The following is a 16,995-nucleotide window of genomic DNA, read 5'->3' as shown; positions in this document are numbered from 1 at the left end:
TCGTATCGATGGCGTTGGTGCGACTATGGATGGCGTGGGAACTGCGAAAACTGCCATGCCGTCCATCTCGCCGCTGACCGGTGAGCCGATCAAGCGTGCCGACGCCGAGCGCCTCGCGGGGGTGCTGAAGGCGTTCGCCGATCCGGCTCGGTTGCGGCTGATCAGTCTGATCCAGTCCGCGCCGCAGGGCGAGGCGTCGGTGAGCGACCTGACCGCCCCGCTCGGGCTGTCCCAGCCGACGGTGAGTCATCACCTGCGGATCCTCACCGAGGCCGGGCTGCTCGAACGGGAGAAGCGCGGCGTCTGGGCCTACTACCGGGTGGTGCCGGCCTCGATCGCCGCCATCGCCGACCTGCTGACCCCGCCGCGCAAGCGGGCGACGAAGCGCGCCCGCTGAGCGCGCTCACCCCGCCGCGCCAGTCCAGCGCGTAGCGCCTCGCCCCCTTCGAACCCGTCGGCCCACGGGAGTCTGCCGATGCGCCCCGGCGCGTCCGGCCCGCCGATGTGTTCTAATTATTCGCGTCGATGTTCGCGCTAACATCGATGTCCGGCTTGCCACCACCGGCACCTCCGGCATCGTCATGCGTGCGGGCCTCGCGCCGGAACCGGGCGCCGGCGGTGGGTTCATCCTGCGCGCGTCAGCCTTTCATCGACGGCCATCACCACCCGTGAGGCTCCACGCCGGTACGGACGGCCCTGGAGCCTGCGTATCCGAGGAGCCGTCATGCCCATCTCCCGTCCCCGAACCGTCCGGCACAGACGCCTACGCCTGCTGGTCTCGGCCCTGGCCCTCGTGCTGGCAGCCGGCGGCACCGCCATGGCGACACAGGCGCGCATGGCCGTCGCCGCCCCCGGACCGGGCGCCGTCGTGGGCGCGCAGTCCGGCCGCTGCGTCGACGTGCCGAACGGCAGCACCACGAACGGCACCCAGGTCCAGCTCTACGACTGCACCGGCGTCAGCGCGCAGAACTGGACGTACACGTCGGCCCGCCAGTTCCAGGTGTACGGCACCAAGTGCCTCGACGCCAACGGCCAGGGCACCAGCAACGGCACCGCGGTCATCATCTGGGACTGCAACGGCCAGGCCAACCAACAGTGGAACGTCAACTCCAACGGCACCATCACCGGCCAACAATCCGGCCTCTGCCTCGACGCCAACGCCGCCGGCACCGCAAACGGCACCAAACTGATCCTCTGGACCTGCAACGGCGGCGCCAACCAGCGGTGGACCACGTCGACGACGCCGACGTCCCCGCCGCCCACCTCGCCGCCACCGGCCGGCGGCCGGCCGTGCGACATCTACGCCGCCGGCGGGACGCCGTGCGTGGCCGCGCACAGCACCACCCGGGCGCTGCTCGCGGCGTACGGCGGCAACCTCTACCAGGTCCGCCGCTCCTCGGACAACGCCACCCGCAACATCGGGGTGCTGAGCGCCGGTGGCTACGCCGACGCCGCCGGCCAGGACTCGTTCTGCGGCGGCACGACCTGCGTGATCACGGTGGTCTACGACCAGTCGGGACGCGGCAACGACCTGTGGTACCAGGGTTCGGCGCAGGTCCCCGGCTCGTCGTCGAGCCGGCCGGCCACCGCCACGAGCGAGTCGTTGACCGTCGGCGGCGCCAAGGCGTACTCGCTCTACATCAATCCGAACAACAGCTACTGGCGCGACGGCCACCTGACCGGCATCCCGACCGGCAGCGCGCCCGAGGGCATGTACATGGTCACCAGCGGCACCCACGTCAACAGCGGCTGCTGCTTCGACTACGGCAACAGCGAGACCACCCGCAAGGCCGACGCCGCGGGAGCGATGGACGCGATCAACTTCAGCACCAGTTGCTGGTTCGGCGGCTGCTCCGGCAGCGGCCCCTGGGTGCAGGCCGACCTGGAATGGGGTCTCTTCCCCGGCGGCAGCTCGTCCTGGAACCCGAACCAGCGCGCCTTCACCAGCAAGTTCGTCACCGCCACGCTGAAGAACAACGGCACCAGCCGGTTCGCCATCAAGGGCAGCAACGCCCAGTCCGGCAGCCTCTACACCCTCTATGACGGGTCGCTGCCCAACGGTTACAGCCCGATGAAGAAGCAGGGCGCGATCATCCTGGGCAGCGGCGGCGACTGCTGCAAGCCCGGCGGTGGCGCCAACCTCAGCGCCGGCACCTTCTACGAGGGGGCCATGGTGGCCGGTTATCCCTCCGACGCGACCGAGAACGCCGTCCAGGCCAACGTCGTGGCCGCCGGCTACCGCTGAGACCACCCGCACACCACCCCCGAAAGGACCGTGATGTTAGCGCTCTCAAGAAGGCCGGCCCGGCGCGGACTCGCCGTGATCGCCAGCCTGCTCGTCGTGATCGGGCTCTTCCCGGCGATCGCCCGGGCGGACAACCCGATCGTGCAGCACATCTACACGGCCGACCCGGCGCCGCTCGTCTACAACGGCCGGGTCTACCTCTACACCGGCCATGACGAGGACAACTCGACCTGGTTCACCATGAAGGAATGGCGGGTCTGGTCGTCCGACGACATGGTCAACTGGACCGACCACGGCTCGCCGCTCAACCTCGCCACCTTCAGCTGGGCCAAGCAGGACGCCTGGGCCGGCCAGGCGATCTACCGCAACGGCAAGTTCTACTGGTACGTACCCATGGTCGTGCGGGCGACCGGCCAGATGGGCATCGGCGTGGCGGTAGCGGACAGCCCGACCGGGCCGTTCCGGGACGCGATCGGGCGTCCACTCGTGAGCAACGGCGAGATCGACCCCACCGTGTTCATCGACGACGACGGCCAGGCGTACCTCTACTGGGGCAACCCGAAGCTGTGGTACGTGAAGCTGAACTCGGACATGATCTCGTACTCGGGCAGCGCGACGCAGATCCCGCTGACCACCGCGGGCTTCGGGACCCGCACCGGGGACGCGAACCGACCCACCCTGTACGAGGAGGGGCCCTGGGTCTACAAGCGCAACAACATCTACTACAACGTGTTCGCCGCCAAGTGCTGCTCGGAGTTCATCGGCTACTCGACGGCGCCCGGCCCGACCGGGCCGTGGACCTACCGCGGGACGGTGATGCCCACCCAGGGCAGCAGCTTCACCAACCACCCCGGGATCGTCGACTTCAAGGGCGGTTCCTACTTCTTCTACCACAACGGCGCGTTGCCCGGCGGCGGTGGTTTCACCAGGTCGGTGGCGGTGGAGAAGTTCTCCTACGGATCGGACGGCTCGATCCCGACGATGTCCATGACCAACGCGGGCGCCCCGCAGGTCGGGACGTTGAACCCGTACGTCCGGCAGGAGGCCGAGACGATCGCCTGGGGGCAGGGGATCGAGACCGAGGCGGCAAGCGGCGGCGGCATGAACGTCGGCTTCATCGACAACGGGGACTACATCAAGGTCAAGGGCGTGGCCTTCGGCACCGGAGCGACCTCGTACACCGCCCGGGTGGCCTCGGCCGGTAGCGGCGGCACCATCGAGTTGCGCCTGGACAGCACCAGCGGCCCGCTCGTCGGAAGCTGCCGCGTGTCCGGCACCGGCGGGTGGCAGACCTGGGCCGACACGACCTGCGGGGTCAGCGGCGCCACCGGCACCCACGACCTCTACCTGCGGTTCACCGGCGGCAGCGGCTCGCTGTTCAACATCGACCACTGGCGGTTCAGCTCCGGCACCAGCACCCCGCCGACCACCGCACCGCCGACCACCGCACCGCCGACGACCCCGCCCCCCACGACCCCGCCGCCCACCACCGCGCCGCCGACCACCCCGCCCCCGACCAGCGGCGCCTGCGCCGCGACCTACCGCACCACGAGCACGTGGTCCGGTGGCTTCCAGGGCGAGGTGACAGTCACGGCCGGCGCCTCGGCGATCAACGGCTGGACGGTGGGCTGGAACCTGGCGGGAGGCCAGAGCATCAGCCAGATCTGGGGCGGCACGCTGAGCACAAGCGGCTCCACGGCGACCGTGCGCAACGTGTCCTACAACGGCTCGGTGCCGGCCGGCGGCACCACCACATTCGGCTTCCTGGCCAACGGCTCGGCGTCGAACCCGTCCCTGACCTGCACCAGCCCCTGAGAGGAACACTCATGCGCACAAGGACAGGGTGGCTCGCCGCAGTCGCCGCGTTGGCCATGGCCGTCGCCGGGGTGCTCACCCCGGCCGGCCCGGCCGGCGCCGAGTCCAACGGCGGGGTGCGGGTGATGCCGCTCGGTGACTCGATCACCGAGGGCACCCAGGTCCCCGGCGGCTCCCGGATCGGGCTGTGGCAGCGGCTCGCCTCCGGCGGCTACCGGATCGACTTCGTCGGCTCCCAGTTCAACGGGCCGGGCAACCTCGGCGACCACGACCACGAGGGCCACCCGGGCTGGCGGATCGACCAGATCGACGCCAACATCACCGGCTGGCTGAACACCTACCAGCCGCGCACCGTGCTGCTGCACATCGGCACCAACGACATCCTCCAGAACTACAACGTGTCAGGCGCGCCGAACCGGCTCTCCACCCTGATCGACCACATCACCGCGACGGCGCCGAACGCCGACGTGTTCGTGGCGCAGATCATCCCGCTCGCCAACTCCGGCCAGGAGTCGGCGGTACGCACCTTCAACGCCGCCATCCCCGGCATCGTGCAGTCCAAGGTGAACGCCGGCAAGCGGGTCCACCTGGTCGACCAGCACTCGGCGCTGAGCACCGCCGACCTGATCGACGGCATCCACCCGACCGCCGGGGGCTACGACAAGATGGCCGCCGTCTGGTATGCCGCACTGCGGTCGGTGGAGGGCAGCATCGGCACCCCGGGTAGCAGCGGGGGCACATACCAGAACGTGCAGTTGGTGGGCGGCGGCTCGGGCCGCTGCCTGGACGTGCCGAACGGCAGCACCACGAACGGGACCCAGGTGCAGTTGTACGACTGTTGGGGCGGCACCCCGCAGCGCTGGACGTACACCTCCGCCAAGCAGTTGCAGGTGTTGGGCAACAAGTGCCTCGACGCGAACGGTCGAGGGACCGCGAACGGCACCAGCGTGATCATCTGGGACTGCAACGGCCAGGCCAACCAGCAGTGGAACGTCAACGCCAACGGCACCATCACCGGCGTGCAGTCCGGGCGCTGCCTGGACGCGGCCGGCTACGGCACCGCCAACGGCACGAAGATCAACCTTTGGGACTGCCACGGCGGCACCAACCAGCAGTGGACCCCCCGAAGCTGAGATGCAAGGCGGGGCCCCTTCTTAACGCCTCCGGTATAGGAAGGGGCCCCGCTTAACCCTCTCGAAGGAAGGAGGACGCCATGCCGAGACCTCGGCTCATCATCGGCGTCGTCGCGGGAGTGGCGGGGCTCGTCCTCGCCATGGGCGGCGCCGCGCTCGCCGCCGGCCAGGCTTCCGCCGGCGTCGGCCCGCTGGCGGCGACCGCCGGCTGCGGCAAGGCGCCGGCGTTGACGAGCGGCTCGCACACCATCTCCAGTGGCGGCCAGAACCGTTCGTACATCCTGCGGATCCCCGACAACTACGACAACAACCGCCCGTACCGGCTGATCTTCGGCTTCCACTGGAACGGCGGCACCGCGAACGACGTCGACTCGGGCGGGACCAGCGGATATCCGTGGTCCTACTACGGGGTCCGGGCGCTGTCGAACAACAGCGCGATCTTCGTCGCGCCGCAGGGCAACGGCAACGGCTGGGCCAACCCGAACGGCCAGGACCTGACGTTCGTCGACGACATGGTCCGCACGTTCGAGGCGGGACTGTGCGTGGACACCACCCAGTTGTACGCGATGGGCTTCAGCTACGGCGGCGGCATGAGCTACGCCATCGCCTGCGCCCGGGCGAACGTCTTCCGCGCGGTAGCGGTCTACTCGGGCGCGAACCTCAGCGGGTGCAACGGCGGCACCCAGCCCATCGCGTACCTCGGAATTCACGGTCTGCGTGACGGCACGCTGCCGATTTCGGCGGGCCGCTCGCTGCGCGACCAGTTCGTCCGCAACAACGGCTGCACCCCGCAGAACCCGCCGGAGCCGGCACAGGGCAGCCTTACCCACGTCGTCACCTACTACTCCGGCTGCCGGGCGGGTTACCCGGTCGCGTGGGGCGCCTTCGACGGGCCGCACGCCCCGAACGCCGTGGACGGCACCGCCGACCCGTTCGCGCCCGGCGAGCGGTCCTGGACGCAGGCGGTGGTGTGGCGGTTCTTCACGCAGTTCGACGGCACCACCCCGACGAACCCGCCGACCACCCCGCCGACCAGCCCGCCGCCCACGACCGGGCGGCAGCTCGGCGGCGAGCAGTCCGGCCGCTGCGTGACCGCGCCGACCCAGACCTCCGGTACGCAGGTGCAGTTGCAGGACTGCGCCGGGCAGTCCGGGCAGCTCTGGACCGCCAGCTCCAGCCGGCAGTTGCAACTGGCCGGCAACCTGTGCCTGGACGCGAACGGGGCGGGCACCAGCAACGGCACGGCCGTGATCGTGTGGACCTGCAACGGCCAGGCCAACCAGCAGTGGAACGTCAACGCGAACGGCACCATCACAGGTGTGCAGTCCGGGCTCTGCCTGGACGCCAACGCCGCCGGCACCGCGAACGGCACGAGGCTCATCCTGTGGTCCTGCAACGGCGGCGCCAACCAGCGGTGGAGCTGGCGCTGAGGTGTTAAGCGGGGCCCCTTCCTATACCGCAGGCGTTAAGAAGGGGCCCCGCCTTGCATCTCAGCTTCGGAGGGTCCACTTCTGGTTGGCGCCGTTCAGGCACTGCCAGAGCTGGATTTTGGTGCCGTTTGTGGTGCCGAACGCGCTGGCATCAAGGCACAGGTTGGACTGCACGCCGGTGATGGTGCCGTCGGCGTTCAGGTTCCACTGCTGGTTGGCCTGGCCGTTGCAGTCCCAGATGACCACCGGGGTGCCGTTCGCGGTGCCCTGGCCGGAGGCGTCCAGGCACTTGTTGCCGTACACCGTGAGCTGCTTGCCCGAGGTGTAGCTGAAGCGCTGGTTGGCGTTGCCGTGGCAGTCCCAGAGCTGGATCTGGCTGCCGTTCGTGGTGGTGGAGCCCGGCACGTCCACGCACCGGCCGGACTGGCCGCCGACGATCTGGACGTTCTGGTTCGTCGGCCCGCCGCCACCGGGCGGCAGCAGGGTGACGGTGGACGTGTCGCTGATGGCCGAGTGCGACACGTTGACGGTGGTGCCGTTGTTCGACAGCGTCACCACGCTGTCCCGCACCGTGACCGGCCCGGACACCGCGCCGCCGTTGTTGTACGGGATGTTCTGCACCACCACCCGGACCTGGTTGTTGACCACGATGCCGCTTGTCGCGTCCAGGCGCTGGATGTTCACCGCGACGTTGCCGGTGGTGGTGTTGCCGCCGATGAGGATCTTCGCCGAGCCGGTGTCCCGGGTGGCGAACGCGTCGTAGGAGGCGCTCGGGGTGACCGAGGCGATCTGGCCGGTCATCGAGCCGTAGTACTGGTAGGCCCACCATTCGCCCTTGGGCTGGTACTGCCCGCTGGAGTTGTGGGTGAGCAGGCTGGCCAGGTCGTTGTGCAGGTTCTGGCCACCGGCCCAGTTGGCCCGCAGCCCGTCCGCGCCGGCGCGTTCCAGCCGGGCCAGGTACCACGCCCCGCCGGCCGGGTTCTGCTGGTTCGACGCGCCGTACTCGTTGATCTGGTGCGGTCGCGGGTGGGCGATGCCCCGGGAGTCGAGCGTCTGGTTGGCGGTGGCCACGTTCGACACCGGGTCGCCCGGCAGCGAGTGCCAGCTGAAGATGTCCGGCACCACGTTGTTGGCCTTGACGTAGTCCAGGTACTGGGTCCACCAGCCGCTCGTGGACGGCACGCAGGCGCAGCTCGGCCCGACGATGAGCATGCCCGGGAAGGCCGACCGGATCCGCTGGTAGGTGCGCCGCCACAGTTCGAAGTACTGCGACTGGGGCCGGTTCCAGAACAGGCTGATGTTCGGCTCGTTCCAGATGTCCCACTGCACGGTGATCCCGGCCGAGCGCACGTCGGAGAAGAGCCGGTCCAGGAAGCGGTCGTAGTCGCTCCAGTCACCGTTGTCGCCGGGGAAGCGGCTGATCGAGGCGCCGTCGGCGCCCCACAGGTCGTGGTCGAGCAGCACGAACGTGCCGCCGAGGGCGGCGGTGCGTCGCGCCTGGGCGACCGTGGCGTTCCACCGTCGGTCGTAGCCGCCGCCGACCCAGCCCTGGCCGGGTAGCTGCGCGCCGCCGGCGCGCATGGCCCGGAACTTCACGTCCCGGAAGTAGCTGTCCGGCGGGTTCTGGCCGTTCTCGGTCATCCCGTAGATCCACCCCGATCCTCGGTACGTCGGCGTACCCAGGGAGGCGGAGAAGTTGACGGTGAGCGACTCGTCGGCGGCCTGCGCCGGGGACGCGCCGACCGTTAGTGAGCAGGCGACGATGAGGGTGCCGGCGGCGATCCGGGCGGCGAGGCCGCGGATCCGGTGCGCCCGGACGTGGGGGATGTTCACTGCGACTCCTTCGGCAGTGTGGTGGGGCTGCGGAGGACGTCCTAGCGAATCGATTCGCCGGGCAGCCTAGGCGTCGATACACATGGATGTCAACGCCATGACCAGCCCGTAACGAATCAGTTTCGCCAATAGAAGATCGAGAGCCTTGACCGGGTACATCGATCGGCTTATCTTCGGTCGAACCGATTCGCTGCTTCGCTGCCCGAGAGGGGCCACACCATGACGACATCCGCCTGGCGGCGGGGCGTGGCCGGCGCCGCCCTGACCGCCCTCACGGTCGCCGGCGCCGTCACCGGCTGCTCCGCGAACGACACCCCGGAAGGCGGGGCCGGCGGCGCCGCGTACACCGTCTGGGACCCGTACCCGCAGTTCGCCGGCGGGTCCGACTGGGAGAAGCTGCTCAGCGGCTGTGGCAGCTCCGCGGGCGTGACGGTGCGACGCACCGGCTACGACACCACGGACCTGACAAACAAGGCGCTGCTCGCGGCCCAGCAGGGCAACTCCCCCGACGTGCTGATCATCGACAACCCGGTCATCTCGACGCTCGCCCAGGCCGGCGCGCTGACCTCGGCGGACGAGACGAAGCTCGACACCTCGGCCTCGGCGCCCAACCTGCTCGGCGCCGGCCAGCTCGACGGCAAGACGTACGGCGTCCCGATCGGGGCGAACACGCTCGCCCTCTGGTACAACAAGGACCTGCTGGGCAAGGCCGGGGTGGACGTCGCGTCGGTCCGGGACTGGCCGTCGCTCACCGCCGCGCTGGCCAAGGTGAAGGGCGCCGGCAAGAAGGGCATCACGTTCTCGGCGATCGGCACCGAGGAGGGCAGCTTCCAGTTCCTGCCCTGGTTCTGGGGCTCGGGCGCCCGGCTGACCGCGCTCGACTCGCCGCCGGCCGTCTCCGCGCTGGCGCTGTGGAAGGACTGGCTGACCCGGGGGTACGCGCCGAACTCCGTCATCAACAACACCCAGACCACCAGTTGGCAGGAGTTCGCCGGCGGTGACTACGCGTTCGCCGAGAACGGCACCTGGCAGCGGGCCAACGCCGAGAAGCTCGGCTTCGAGTACGGGATCATCCCGGTGCCGGCGAGTGCCGGCGGCACCGCCCCGGCCCCGACCGGCGGTGAGTTCGTCTCCATCCCGGTGCAGCGCGACACCGACCGGTACGAGGTCTCGCAGAAGCTGGTGACCTGCCTGACCAACCCGGAGAACCTGCTGACCACCGACACCACGCTGTCGTACGTCGCGCCCGTGGCGGCGGTGCAGGAGAAGCAGGTCGCCGCCGACCCGGAGCTGAAGGTGTGGGTCGACGCGGTGAACGCCGCCAAGGGACGCACCGGCGACAACCTCGGCACGCGGTACCCGAAGATCTCCGAACAGATGTGGACCGCCGTGCAGGGCGCGCTCAGCGGCTCGAAGACGCCGCAGGCGGCCCTGTCCGCCGCCCAGAGCGTGGCCGCCGCGAAGTAGATCCATGAGCCGAAACCGCACCGACCGGTGGACGGCGTGGGCGTTCCTCGCCCCGGTCACCCTCTACCTGCTGGCCTTCTACGCCTATCCGCTCTACCGGAACGTCGAGTTGAGCCTGCGGCGGTACACGGTCCGCTCGTTCGTCTCCGGCGACGCCCCGTTCGCCGGGCTGGACAACTACCGGGACGTGGTGAACCATCCGACCTTCGGGCCGGCGCTCGTCCACACCGCGGTCTTCACGGCGGTGTCGCTGCTGTTCCAGTTCGCCCTCGGGCTGGCGCTCGCGGTCTTCTTCCACAGGCACTTCCCGCTCTCGGCGACGCTGCGGGCGCTGTTCCTCGTACCCTGGCTGCTGCCGCTGATCGTCTCGGCCTCGACCTGGTCGTGGATGCTCAACAGCGACGCCGGCGTGGTGAACGCGGCGCTCGGCGCGGTGGGCCTCGACCCGGTCAACTGGCTGACGTCGCCGCGTTGGTCGCTGGTCTCGGTGATCATCGCGAACATCTGGATCGGCATCCCGTTCAACCTGGTCGTCCTCTACAGCGGCCTCCAGGCCGTCCCGGAGGAGGTGTACGAGGCCGCGGCGCTGGACGGGGCGAGTGGGTGGCAACGGTTCTGGCGGATCACGTTCCCGTTGCTGCGGCAGGTGTCGGCGATCACGCTGCTGCTCGGGCTGATCTACACGCTGAAGGTCTTCGACCTCATCTGGATCATGACCAGGGGTGGGCCGGTCGACTCGTCCACCACGTTCGCCACCTGGTCCTACCGGCTCGGGTTCGGCAGCCTGCTGCCGGAGTTCGGGCCGGGCGCGGCCGTCGGCAACCTGCTGATCGTCGTCGCCCTCATCTTCGCGCTGAGTTACGCCCGAGCGCAGCGGAGGCAGCGGTGGTGACCAGAAGACCCGCGCGTACCGCCTGGTGGCGGACCGGCCTCGGGGTGGTGTTCACCGCGCTGATGTTGTTCCCGGTCTACTGGATGGTCAACGTCTCGTTCACCCGCGACGGCGACCTGCGGGCCGACCCGCCGCACCTGTTCCCCGTCGACGGCACCGTCGAGGGTTACCGGGTGGTGCTGCGGGAGCAGTTGCCGTACCTCGGCACCAGCCTGCTCGTCGGGCTCGGCACCGTGGCGCTGACCGTGGCCCTCACCGCGCCGGCCGGATACGCCCTGGCCAAGCTGCGCCCGGCCGGCGGCGGCGTGCTCAGCTTCGTGCTGCTGATCGCGCAGATGATCCCCGGGATCATCATGGCGATGGGGTTCTACGCCATCTATCTCCGCCTCGGGGTGCTCAACTCGGCCGCCGGTCTGGTGCTCGCCGACTCCACAATCGCCGTACCCTTCGGGGTCTTGATCTTCACGGCGTTCATGTCCGGCATCCCGGACGAGGTGCTGCACGCCGCGGTGGTGGACGGCGCCGGCCGGTGGCGGACGTTCTGGTCGGTGGTGCTGCCGCTGAGCCGGGGCTCGGTCATCACCGTGTCGCTGTTCGCCTTCCTCTGGGCCTGGTCGGACTTCCTCTTCGCGTCCACGCTCGACGCCGGGGGCGCCGCCCGGCCGATCACGCTCGGCATCTACCGCTACATCGGCAACAACAACCAGCAGTGGAACGCCATCATGGCCACCGCCGTGATCGCCTCCGTCCCCGCCACCGTCCTGCTGATCGTGGCCCAGCGATACGTCGCCGCGGGCGTGACCGCGGGCGCCGTCAAGGACTGAGCCATCCGCACCCCAGAAAGGCAGCCAGCGCAGATGACCGTTGCCCCCTCCGGTCCGGCGTTCTCCGTCCGGGAGATTCCGTTCAGCCACCGCGGGTCCTGGCTGAGCGTCTCCCCCGTGGTCGCCGAGAACACCTACGCCGACGACCTGCACCTCGTCTCGCACCGCAACGGCATGCACCCGGTGCTGCGGTTCAGCGCACCTGCCGACGCCACGGTGACGGCCCGGCCGGCGCTGCTGAGCTGGCACGACCGGGCCGGCCGGGTCGAGCTGACCTACGCGGGCCCGGACACGCTCCGGCTGCGCGGGCGGGGGGCCGGGCTGCGGATCACCGCCGCCGCGGCCACCCTCACCCCGTTCAGCGGGACCTACCTCTACGACGACCCGACGGACTCCTCGGCCGTGTTCACCTCGTACGAGACCGGCCGCCGCTACCGGGTCACGGTGCTCGCCGGCGCCGCCGAGACGGTCGGCGCGCAGGCCCTCGGCACCGCCGCCCGGGGCCTGGTCCTGCCCGCGGACCGGCCGTGGGAGGTCGCGATCGAGGAGTACGCGACCGCCCGCCGGCCGTACGCGGCCACCGTGGACTTCGACGACCTGGTCGCCGCCGGCCACGCCGACTTCGCGGCGTTCGTGGAGGTGGTCGCGCCGTGGCGCGACGCGGAGACCCCGGCCGCCGAGCTTGCCGGGTACGTGCTGTGGTCGGCCACCGTGGGGGCGGCCGGCTTCGTCACCAGGCCCGCCGTCCTGATGTCGAAGCACTGGATGAACAAGGTGTGGAGCTGGGACCACTGCTTCAACGCGCTGGCCCTCGCGGGCGGGGACGCCGACCTCGCCTGGCACCAGTTCCACCTGCCGTTCGACCACATGGACGACGCCGGCGCGCTGCCCGACTCGGTGACGCACTCGGAGATCCTGCACAACTTCGTCAAGCCGCCGATCCACGGCTGGGCGTTGCGGCGGCTGCGTCAGCGGTCGGGCCGGCCGGCGTCGCGCGACGACCTGGTCGAGGTCTACGAGCGGCTGGCCCGGTGGACCACGTTCTGGTTGGACCACAGGCGGGCGCCCGGCCGGCTCCTGCCGCACTACCAGCACGGCAACGACAGCGGCTGGGACAACGCCACCACGTTCGACGACGACCGGGTGATCGAGGCCCCGGACCTCGCCGCCTTCCTGGTGATCCAGTTGGGGTGCCTCGCGGGCCTGGCCGACGAGTTGGCGCGCCCTGATGAGGCGGCGCGGTGGGCGGGCGTCGCCGACGAGGTGCGCGAGGCGCTGCTGGGTGAGCTGTGGACCGGCGAGCGGTTCACGTCGCGGGGCGCGCGGGCCGGGAGCGGCAGGTCCGGCACCAGCCTGCTCGACCTGATGCCGATCGTGCTCGGCGAGGCCCTTCCGGCAGGCGTCGCCGCCACCCTCGCCCGCCGCGTCGAGACCCACCTCACCGAGCACGGGCTGGCCACCGAGCCGCTCGACTCGCCGCATCACGCCGCCGACGGCTACTGGCGCGGCCCGATCTGGGCCCCGGCCACGGTGCTGATCGAGGACGGGTTGCGCCGGGCCGGGCACACCGCGCTCGCGGACGAGATCAGCCGGCGGTTCCGGGTGCTGTGCGAACGGTCCGGCTTCGCCGAGAACTTCGACGCCAAGACCGGCGCGGGGCTACGGGACCGCGCGTACACCTGGACCGCGAGCGGCTATCTCCTGCTGGCCGGCGACGACCGACGGCGGCGGGCCGGCGGTTAGCCGATGGTCCGGGGCACCGGGCCGGTGCTGGCGCGCAGCGAGATCGGCGGGCGGTAGAGCCGGTGCCGGGGCGCGGTTTCGGGCGCGGCGATCCGCTCCAGCAGGAGCGACACGGCCGCCGCGCCCATGTCGACGATCGGCACGTCCGCCGCGGTGAGCGGCGGGCGGAAGTTCTCCGCCCAGTGCCGCGCGGCGACCCCGGTGAGGGAGAAGTCGCGCGGCACCACGAGCCCGGCGGTCTCCAGCGCCCGCTGCATGCCGGGCAGGGCCGCCTCGTTGACGGTGGCCACGGCGGTGATGTCGGGGTGGCTCGCCAGCAGTTCCTCGACGCACGCCTCGCCGGCGGTGACGTCGTCGCCGCAGCAGACGTCGATGCCGACCAGGCCGCGTTCCCTCGTCGCCGTGGTGAAGCCGGTGAGCGCCCGGCTGCCCGGGCCGTAGCCCGCGGCGACGAGTTCGGCCGACCGGTTGACCAGGGCGACGGTGCGGTGCCCCAGGTCCGCCAGGTGGTGCACGCAACTGGCGATGAGTCCGTCGTAGTCCACGTCCACCCAGCTCATCCCGTGCGGCTGGGCGGTGCGGCCGATGGTCACGAACGGCAGGCCGGTCTGTTCCAGCCGGGTCACCCGCTCGTCGGTCAACCGGATCTCCATCAGGACCACCCCGTCGACCCGGCGGCCGGTGACGATCCGCTCGAACGACCGGTCGTGGTCGCCGCCGGAGGGCGACAGCAGCACGTCGAGGTCGGCCCGGGCGGCGGCCTCGACCACGCTTGCGACGAAACCGAGCTGCATGTCGGTGAGGCGCTGGCTCGCGGGCGGGATGACCAGGCCGAGGGTGCGGGTCCGGCCCTCCTTGAGGGCGCGCGCGCTGGCGTTGGGGCGGTAGTCAAGCTCGTCGATGACGGCCTGGATGCGCTGCCGGGTGGCCGCCGAGACCGGTCGCTTGCCGCTCAGCACGTACGACACCGTGCTGCGGGACACCCCGGCCCGCCGGGCGATCTCACCGATGTTCATCCCGCTCCCGGCAACGGTCGTCGAATCGGTTCACCTGGTGGGCCGACCCTAGGTGTGGCGGTGACGCCTGTCAACGCGCGGGCCCACACATTATAGACGTGTCTCTATATTGACCGGTTCGACATCGGCGCTTAACATCAGACGTCATACCTATGTCCCCTCGATCGGGGAGGTCCCCGTGAACCCATCCGCCCTGCGACGGTCCGCCGTGGCCGGTCTCGCGTTGGCGACGGTGGCCGCCGGCATCGCGGTGGCGGCCTTCGCCTCGTCCGCGTCGGCCGCCGTCACCACGCTGTACGCGGCCCCCGGCGGCACCGGCAGCGCCTGCTCCGCGGCACAACCCTGCTCGTTGTCCGCGGCCCAGGCCACGGTGCGCACGATGACCGGCGGCATGTCCGACGACATCGTGGTGCAGCTCGCCGACGGCGTCTACCGGGTGACCTCGCCGCTGACGTTCGGCGCGGCCGACTCCGGGACGAACGGCCACACCGTGCGCTGGCAGGCCGCCTCCGGCGCGCACCCGGCGATCAGCGGGGCGAAGCAGGTGACCGGCTGGTCCGTCGCCGACTCCGGCCGCAACATCTGGAAGGCCACCGTCGGCGCCGGGCAGGACACCCGGCAGCTCTACGTCGACGGCCAGGTCGCCACCCGGGCCCGTACGCAGGTGAACCGGTCGGACTTCAGCGCCTCGGCCAGCGGGTTGCGGATCACCAACGGCAACCTCAACTATCTGAACAACGTCGCCAACGCCAACCGGGTCGAGGTCGAGGGCGTCAACTCGTTCACCGACCGCTACTCACCGGTGCAGAGCATCAGCGGCGGCATGCTCACCATGGCGCAGCCGGCGTGGAACAACAACAACTTCGGCTACGACACCCTGATGAACCCGTTCCGGGCCGGCCCGTTCTACCTGGCGAACGCGTACGAGTTCCTCGACTCCCCGGGCGAGTGGTACGTCAACACCGGCACCGGCACGCTCTACTACATCCCGCGCTCGGGCCAGAACATGGCGAACGTGGACGTCGAGTTCCCGGTGGTGCAGTCCCTGGTCCAGGTCGGCGGCAGCTACGCCAGCCCGGCCCACCACATCGCGTTCAGCGGCATCACCTTCACCGGCACGAGCTGGCTGGGCCCCAGCAGCAACCAGGGCTGGGTCGACCAGCAGACCGGCTCGTACATCGCCGGCAACTGGTCGTGGCCCGGGTTCGGCTCCTGCACCTCCGGCTGCCAGCAGTTCGAGGCGGCCCGGCCGAACTGGTCCCAGATGCCCGCCGCGGTGCAGGTCTCGGCCGCCAACACCATCACGTTCAGCGACTCCCAGTTCGTCAACCTGGGGCAGACGGCCGTCGGCATCGGCAACGACGCCAACGCGCACGGCACCGGCGTCGGGCTGGGCGCCAGCACCATCACCGTCACCCGCTCCGAGATCGCCCGGAACGCCGCCGGCGGCTTCGTCATCGGCGGCGTGCGCGCCGACGCGCACCACCCGAGCGACACCCGGATGACCAACCGGGACATCACCGTCAGCAACAACCGGATCCACGACCTCGGCCTCGACTACCGCGGCATCAGCTCCGTGCTGCCCACCTACGTCACAAACGCCACGATCAGCCACAACGAGATCTACAACCTGCCCTACTCGGGCATCACGATCGGATACGGCTGGGGATCGAACGACGCCGGCGGCAACAACGAGTACGCCAACCGTGGCCTCTACAACTACCAGCCGCGCTACAGCACGCCGACGACCGCGTCCAACAACCGGGTGGTCGGCAACTACGTCCACGACGTGATGCAGCAGATGAACGACGGCGGGTGCATCTACACCCTCGGGTGGGACCCGAACGCGCTGATACGTGAGAACTACTGCCTGCGCACCAACGGCTACTTCGGCGTCTACTTCGACGAGGGCTCGAAGTACTACACCGTCACCAACAACGTGTTCTCCAACACCGGCACCTGGGCCACCGCCAACTACTGGGGCGGCGAGAACATGGGCAACTGGACGGTCACCAACAACTGGTCGACGAACGGCAGCACCAACGTCACGAACGGCGACCGGGGCAACGTCGTCTACGGCAACACGACGGTCTCCAACGGCAGTTGGCCGTCCGGCGCGCAGACCGTGATGAACTCCGCCGGCCCGCAGGGCACCGGTGGCCCCACCACCCCGCCGCCCACCGGCAGCGCCCGGCAGATCGTCGGCGGGCAGTCCGGCCGGTGCGTGGACGTGCCCAACGGCAGCACCACGAACGGCACCCAGGTCCAGCTCTGGGACTGCGGCAGCGCCACCGGCCAACGCTTCACCGTCACCTCCGGCCGGCAACTCCAGGTGTACGGCACCAAGTGCCTCGACGCCAACGGCCAGGGCACCAGCAACGGCACCGCGGTCATCATCTGGGACTGCAACGGCCAGGCCAACCAACAGTGGAACGTCAACTCCAACGGCACCATCACCGGCCAACAATCCGGCCTCTGCCTCGACGCCAACGCCGCCGGCACCGCAAACGGCACCAAACTGATCCTCTGGACCTGCAACGGCGGCGCCAACCAGCAGTGGACCCTGCGCGGCTGACCCGGCCGGCATCGATCGGGGA

At 70.2% G+C, this 16,995-nt stretch carries 12 protein-coding genes; 10 read left to right on the top strand and 2 right to left on the bottom strand.

The window, feature by feature from the left end; all coding sequences use genetic code 11:
• Positions 1 to 25: 25 nt before the first annotated feature.
• From SM450_RS13265 to SM450_RS13245, 5 genes are all read left to right on the top strand, one after another.
• Positions 26 to 397 carry an ArsR/SmtB family transcription factor gene (locus SM450_RS13265; protein ID WP_474620017.1) on the top strand — a complete coding sequence of 124 codons (372 nt, stop codon included), beginning with the start codon at positions 26 to 28 and terminating at the stop codon, positions 395 to 397.
• Between the two features lie 327 nt (positions 398 to 724).
• Positions 725 to 2,245: an arabinofuranosidase catalytic domain-containing protein gene (locus tag SM450_RS13260; protein ID WP_474620016.1), complete on the top strand. Its 1,521-nt coding sequence runs from the start codon at positions 725 to 727 to the stop codon at positions 2,243 to 2,245.
• Between the two features lie 33 nt (positions 2,246 to 2,278).
• Positions 2,279 to 4,060, top strand: a complete 1,782-nt coding sequence (locus SM450_RS13255) for a family 43 glycosylhydrolase (RefSeq protein ID WP_474620015.1) — start codon at positions 2,279 to 2,281, stop codon at positions 4,058 to 4,060.
• A gap of 11 nt (positions 4,061 to 4,071) precedes the next feature.
• Positions 4,072 to 5,193 (top strand): RICIN domain-containing protein, encoded by a 1,122-nt coding sequence (locus SM450_RS13250; protein ID WP_474620014.1) that lies wholly within the window; start codon positions 4,072 to 4,074, stop codon positions 5,191 to 5,193.
• A gap of 80 nt (positions 5,194 to 5,273) precedes the next feature.
• A complete protein-coding gene (locus SM450_RS13245) occupies positions 5,274 to 6,623 on the top strand; it encodes a ricin-type beta-trefoil lectin domain protein (protein WP_474620013.1) in 1,350 nt (449 codons plus the stop codon).
• A gap of 60 nt (positions 6,624 to 6,683) precedes the next feature.
• On the opposite strand, the gene SM450_RS13240 is transcribed toward SM450_RS13245, so the two are convergent.
• Entirely contained in the window at positions 6,684 to 8,456 is a 1,773-nt protein-coding gene (locus SM450_RS13240; protein WP_474620012.1) for an RICIN domain-containing protein, read from the bottom strand.
• 219 nt (positions 8,457 to 8,675) lie between these two features.
• Here SM450_RS13240 and SM450_RS13235 point away from each other — a divergent pair, with 219 nt between their 5' ends.
• The 4 genes from SM450_RS13235 to SM450_RS13220 all read left to right on the top strand — a co-directional run bounded on the left by SM450_RS13235 (position 8,676) and on the right by SM450_RS13220 (position 13,382).
• Positions 8,676 to 9,923: a sugar ABC transporter substrate-binding protein gene (locus SM450_RS13235; RefSeq protein ID WP_474620011.1), complete on the top strand. Its 1,248-nt coding sequence runs from the start codon at positions 8,676 to 8,678 to the stop codon at positions 9,921 to 9,923.
• Between the two features lie 4 nt (positions 9,924 to 9,927).
• Positions 9,928 to 10,815, top strand: a complete 888-nt coding sequence (locus tag SM450_RS13230) for a carbohydrate ABC transporter permease (RefSeq protein ID WP_474620010.1) — start codon at positions 9,928 to 9,930, stop codon at positions 10,813 to 10,815.
• Positions 10,816 to 10,877: 62 nt separating this feature from the next.
• On the top strand, positions 10,878 to 11,639 hold the full coding sequence (locus SM450_RS13225; protein WP_474620074.1) for a carbohydrate ABC transporter permease: 762 nt from the start codon (positions 10,878 to 10,880) through the stop codon (positions 11,637 to 11,639).
• 33 nt (positions 11,640 to 11,672) lie between these two features.
• Positions 11,673 to 13,382 (top strand): amylo-alpha-1,6-glucosidase, encoded by a 1,710-nt coding sequence (locus tag SM450_RS13220; RefSeq protein WP_474620009.1) that lies wholly within the window; start codon positions 11,673 to 11,675, stop codon positions 13,380 to 13,382.
• Here SM450_RS13220 and SM450_RS13215 read toward each other — a convergent pair.
• Positions 13,379 to 14,398, bottom strand: coding sequence for a LacI family DNA-binding transcriptional regulator (locus tag SM450_RS13215; protein WP_474620008.1), 1,020 nt, complete (start codon positions 14,396 to 14,398; stop codon positions 13,379 to 13,381). The genes SM450_RS13220 and SM450_RS13215 overlap by 4 nt on opposite strands.
• 178 nt (positions 14,399 to 14,576) lie before the next feature.
• Between SM450_RS13215 and SM450_RS13210 the strand changes: the two genes are divergently transcribed.
• A complete protein-coding gene (locus SM450_RS13210; RefSeq protein WP_474620007.1) occupies positions 14,577 to 16,973 on the top strand; it encodes an RICIN domain-containing protein in 2,397 nt (798 codons plus the stop codon).
• Positions 16,974 to 16,995 lie beyond the last annotated feature (22 nt).

This window comes from Micromonospora marincola, assembly GCF_056150385.1.
The sequence above is the reverse complement of the archived record's forward strand: the minus strand, read 5'-3'. Positions and strand labels throughout refer to the sequence as shown.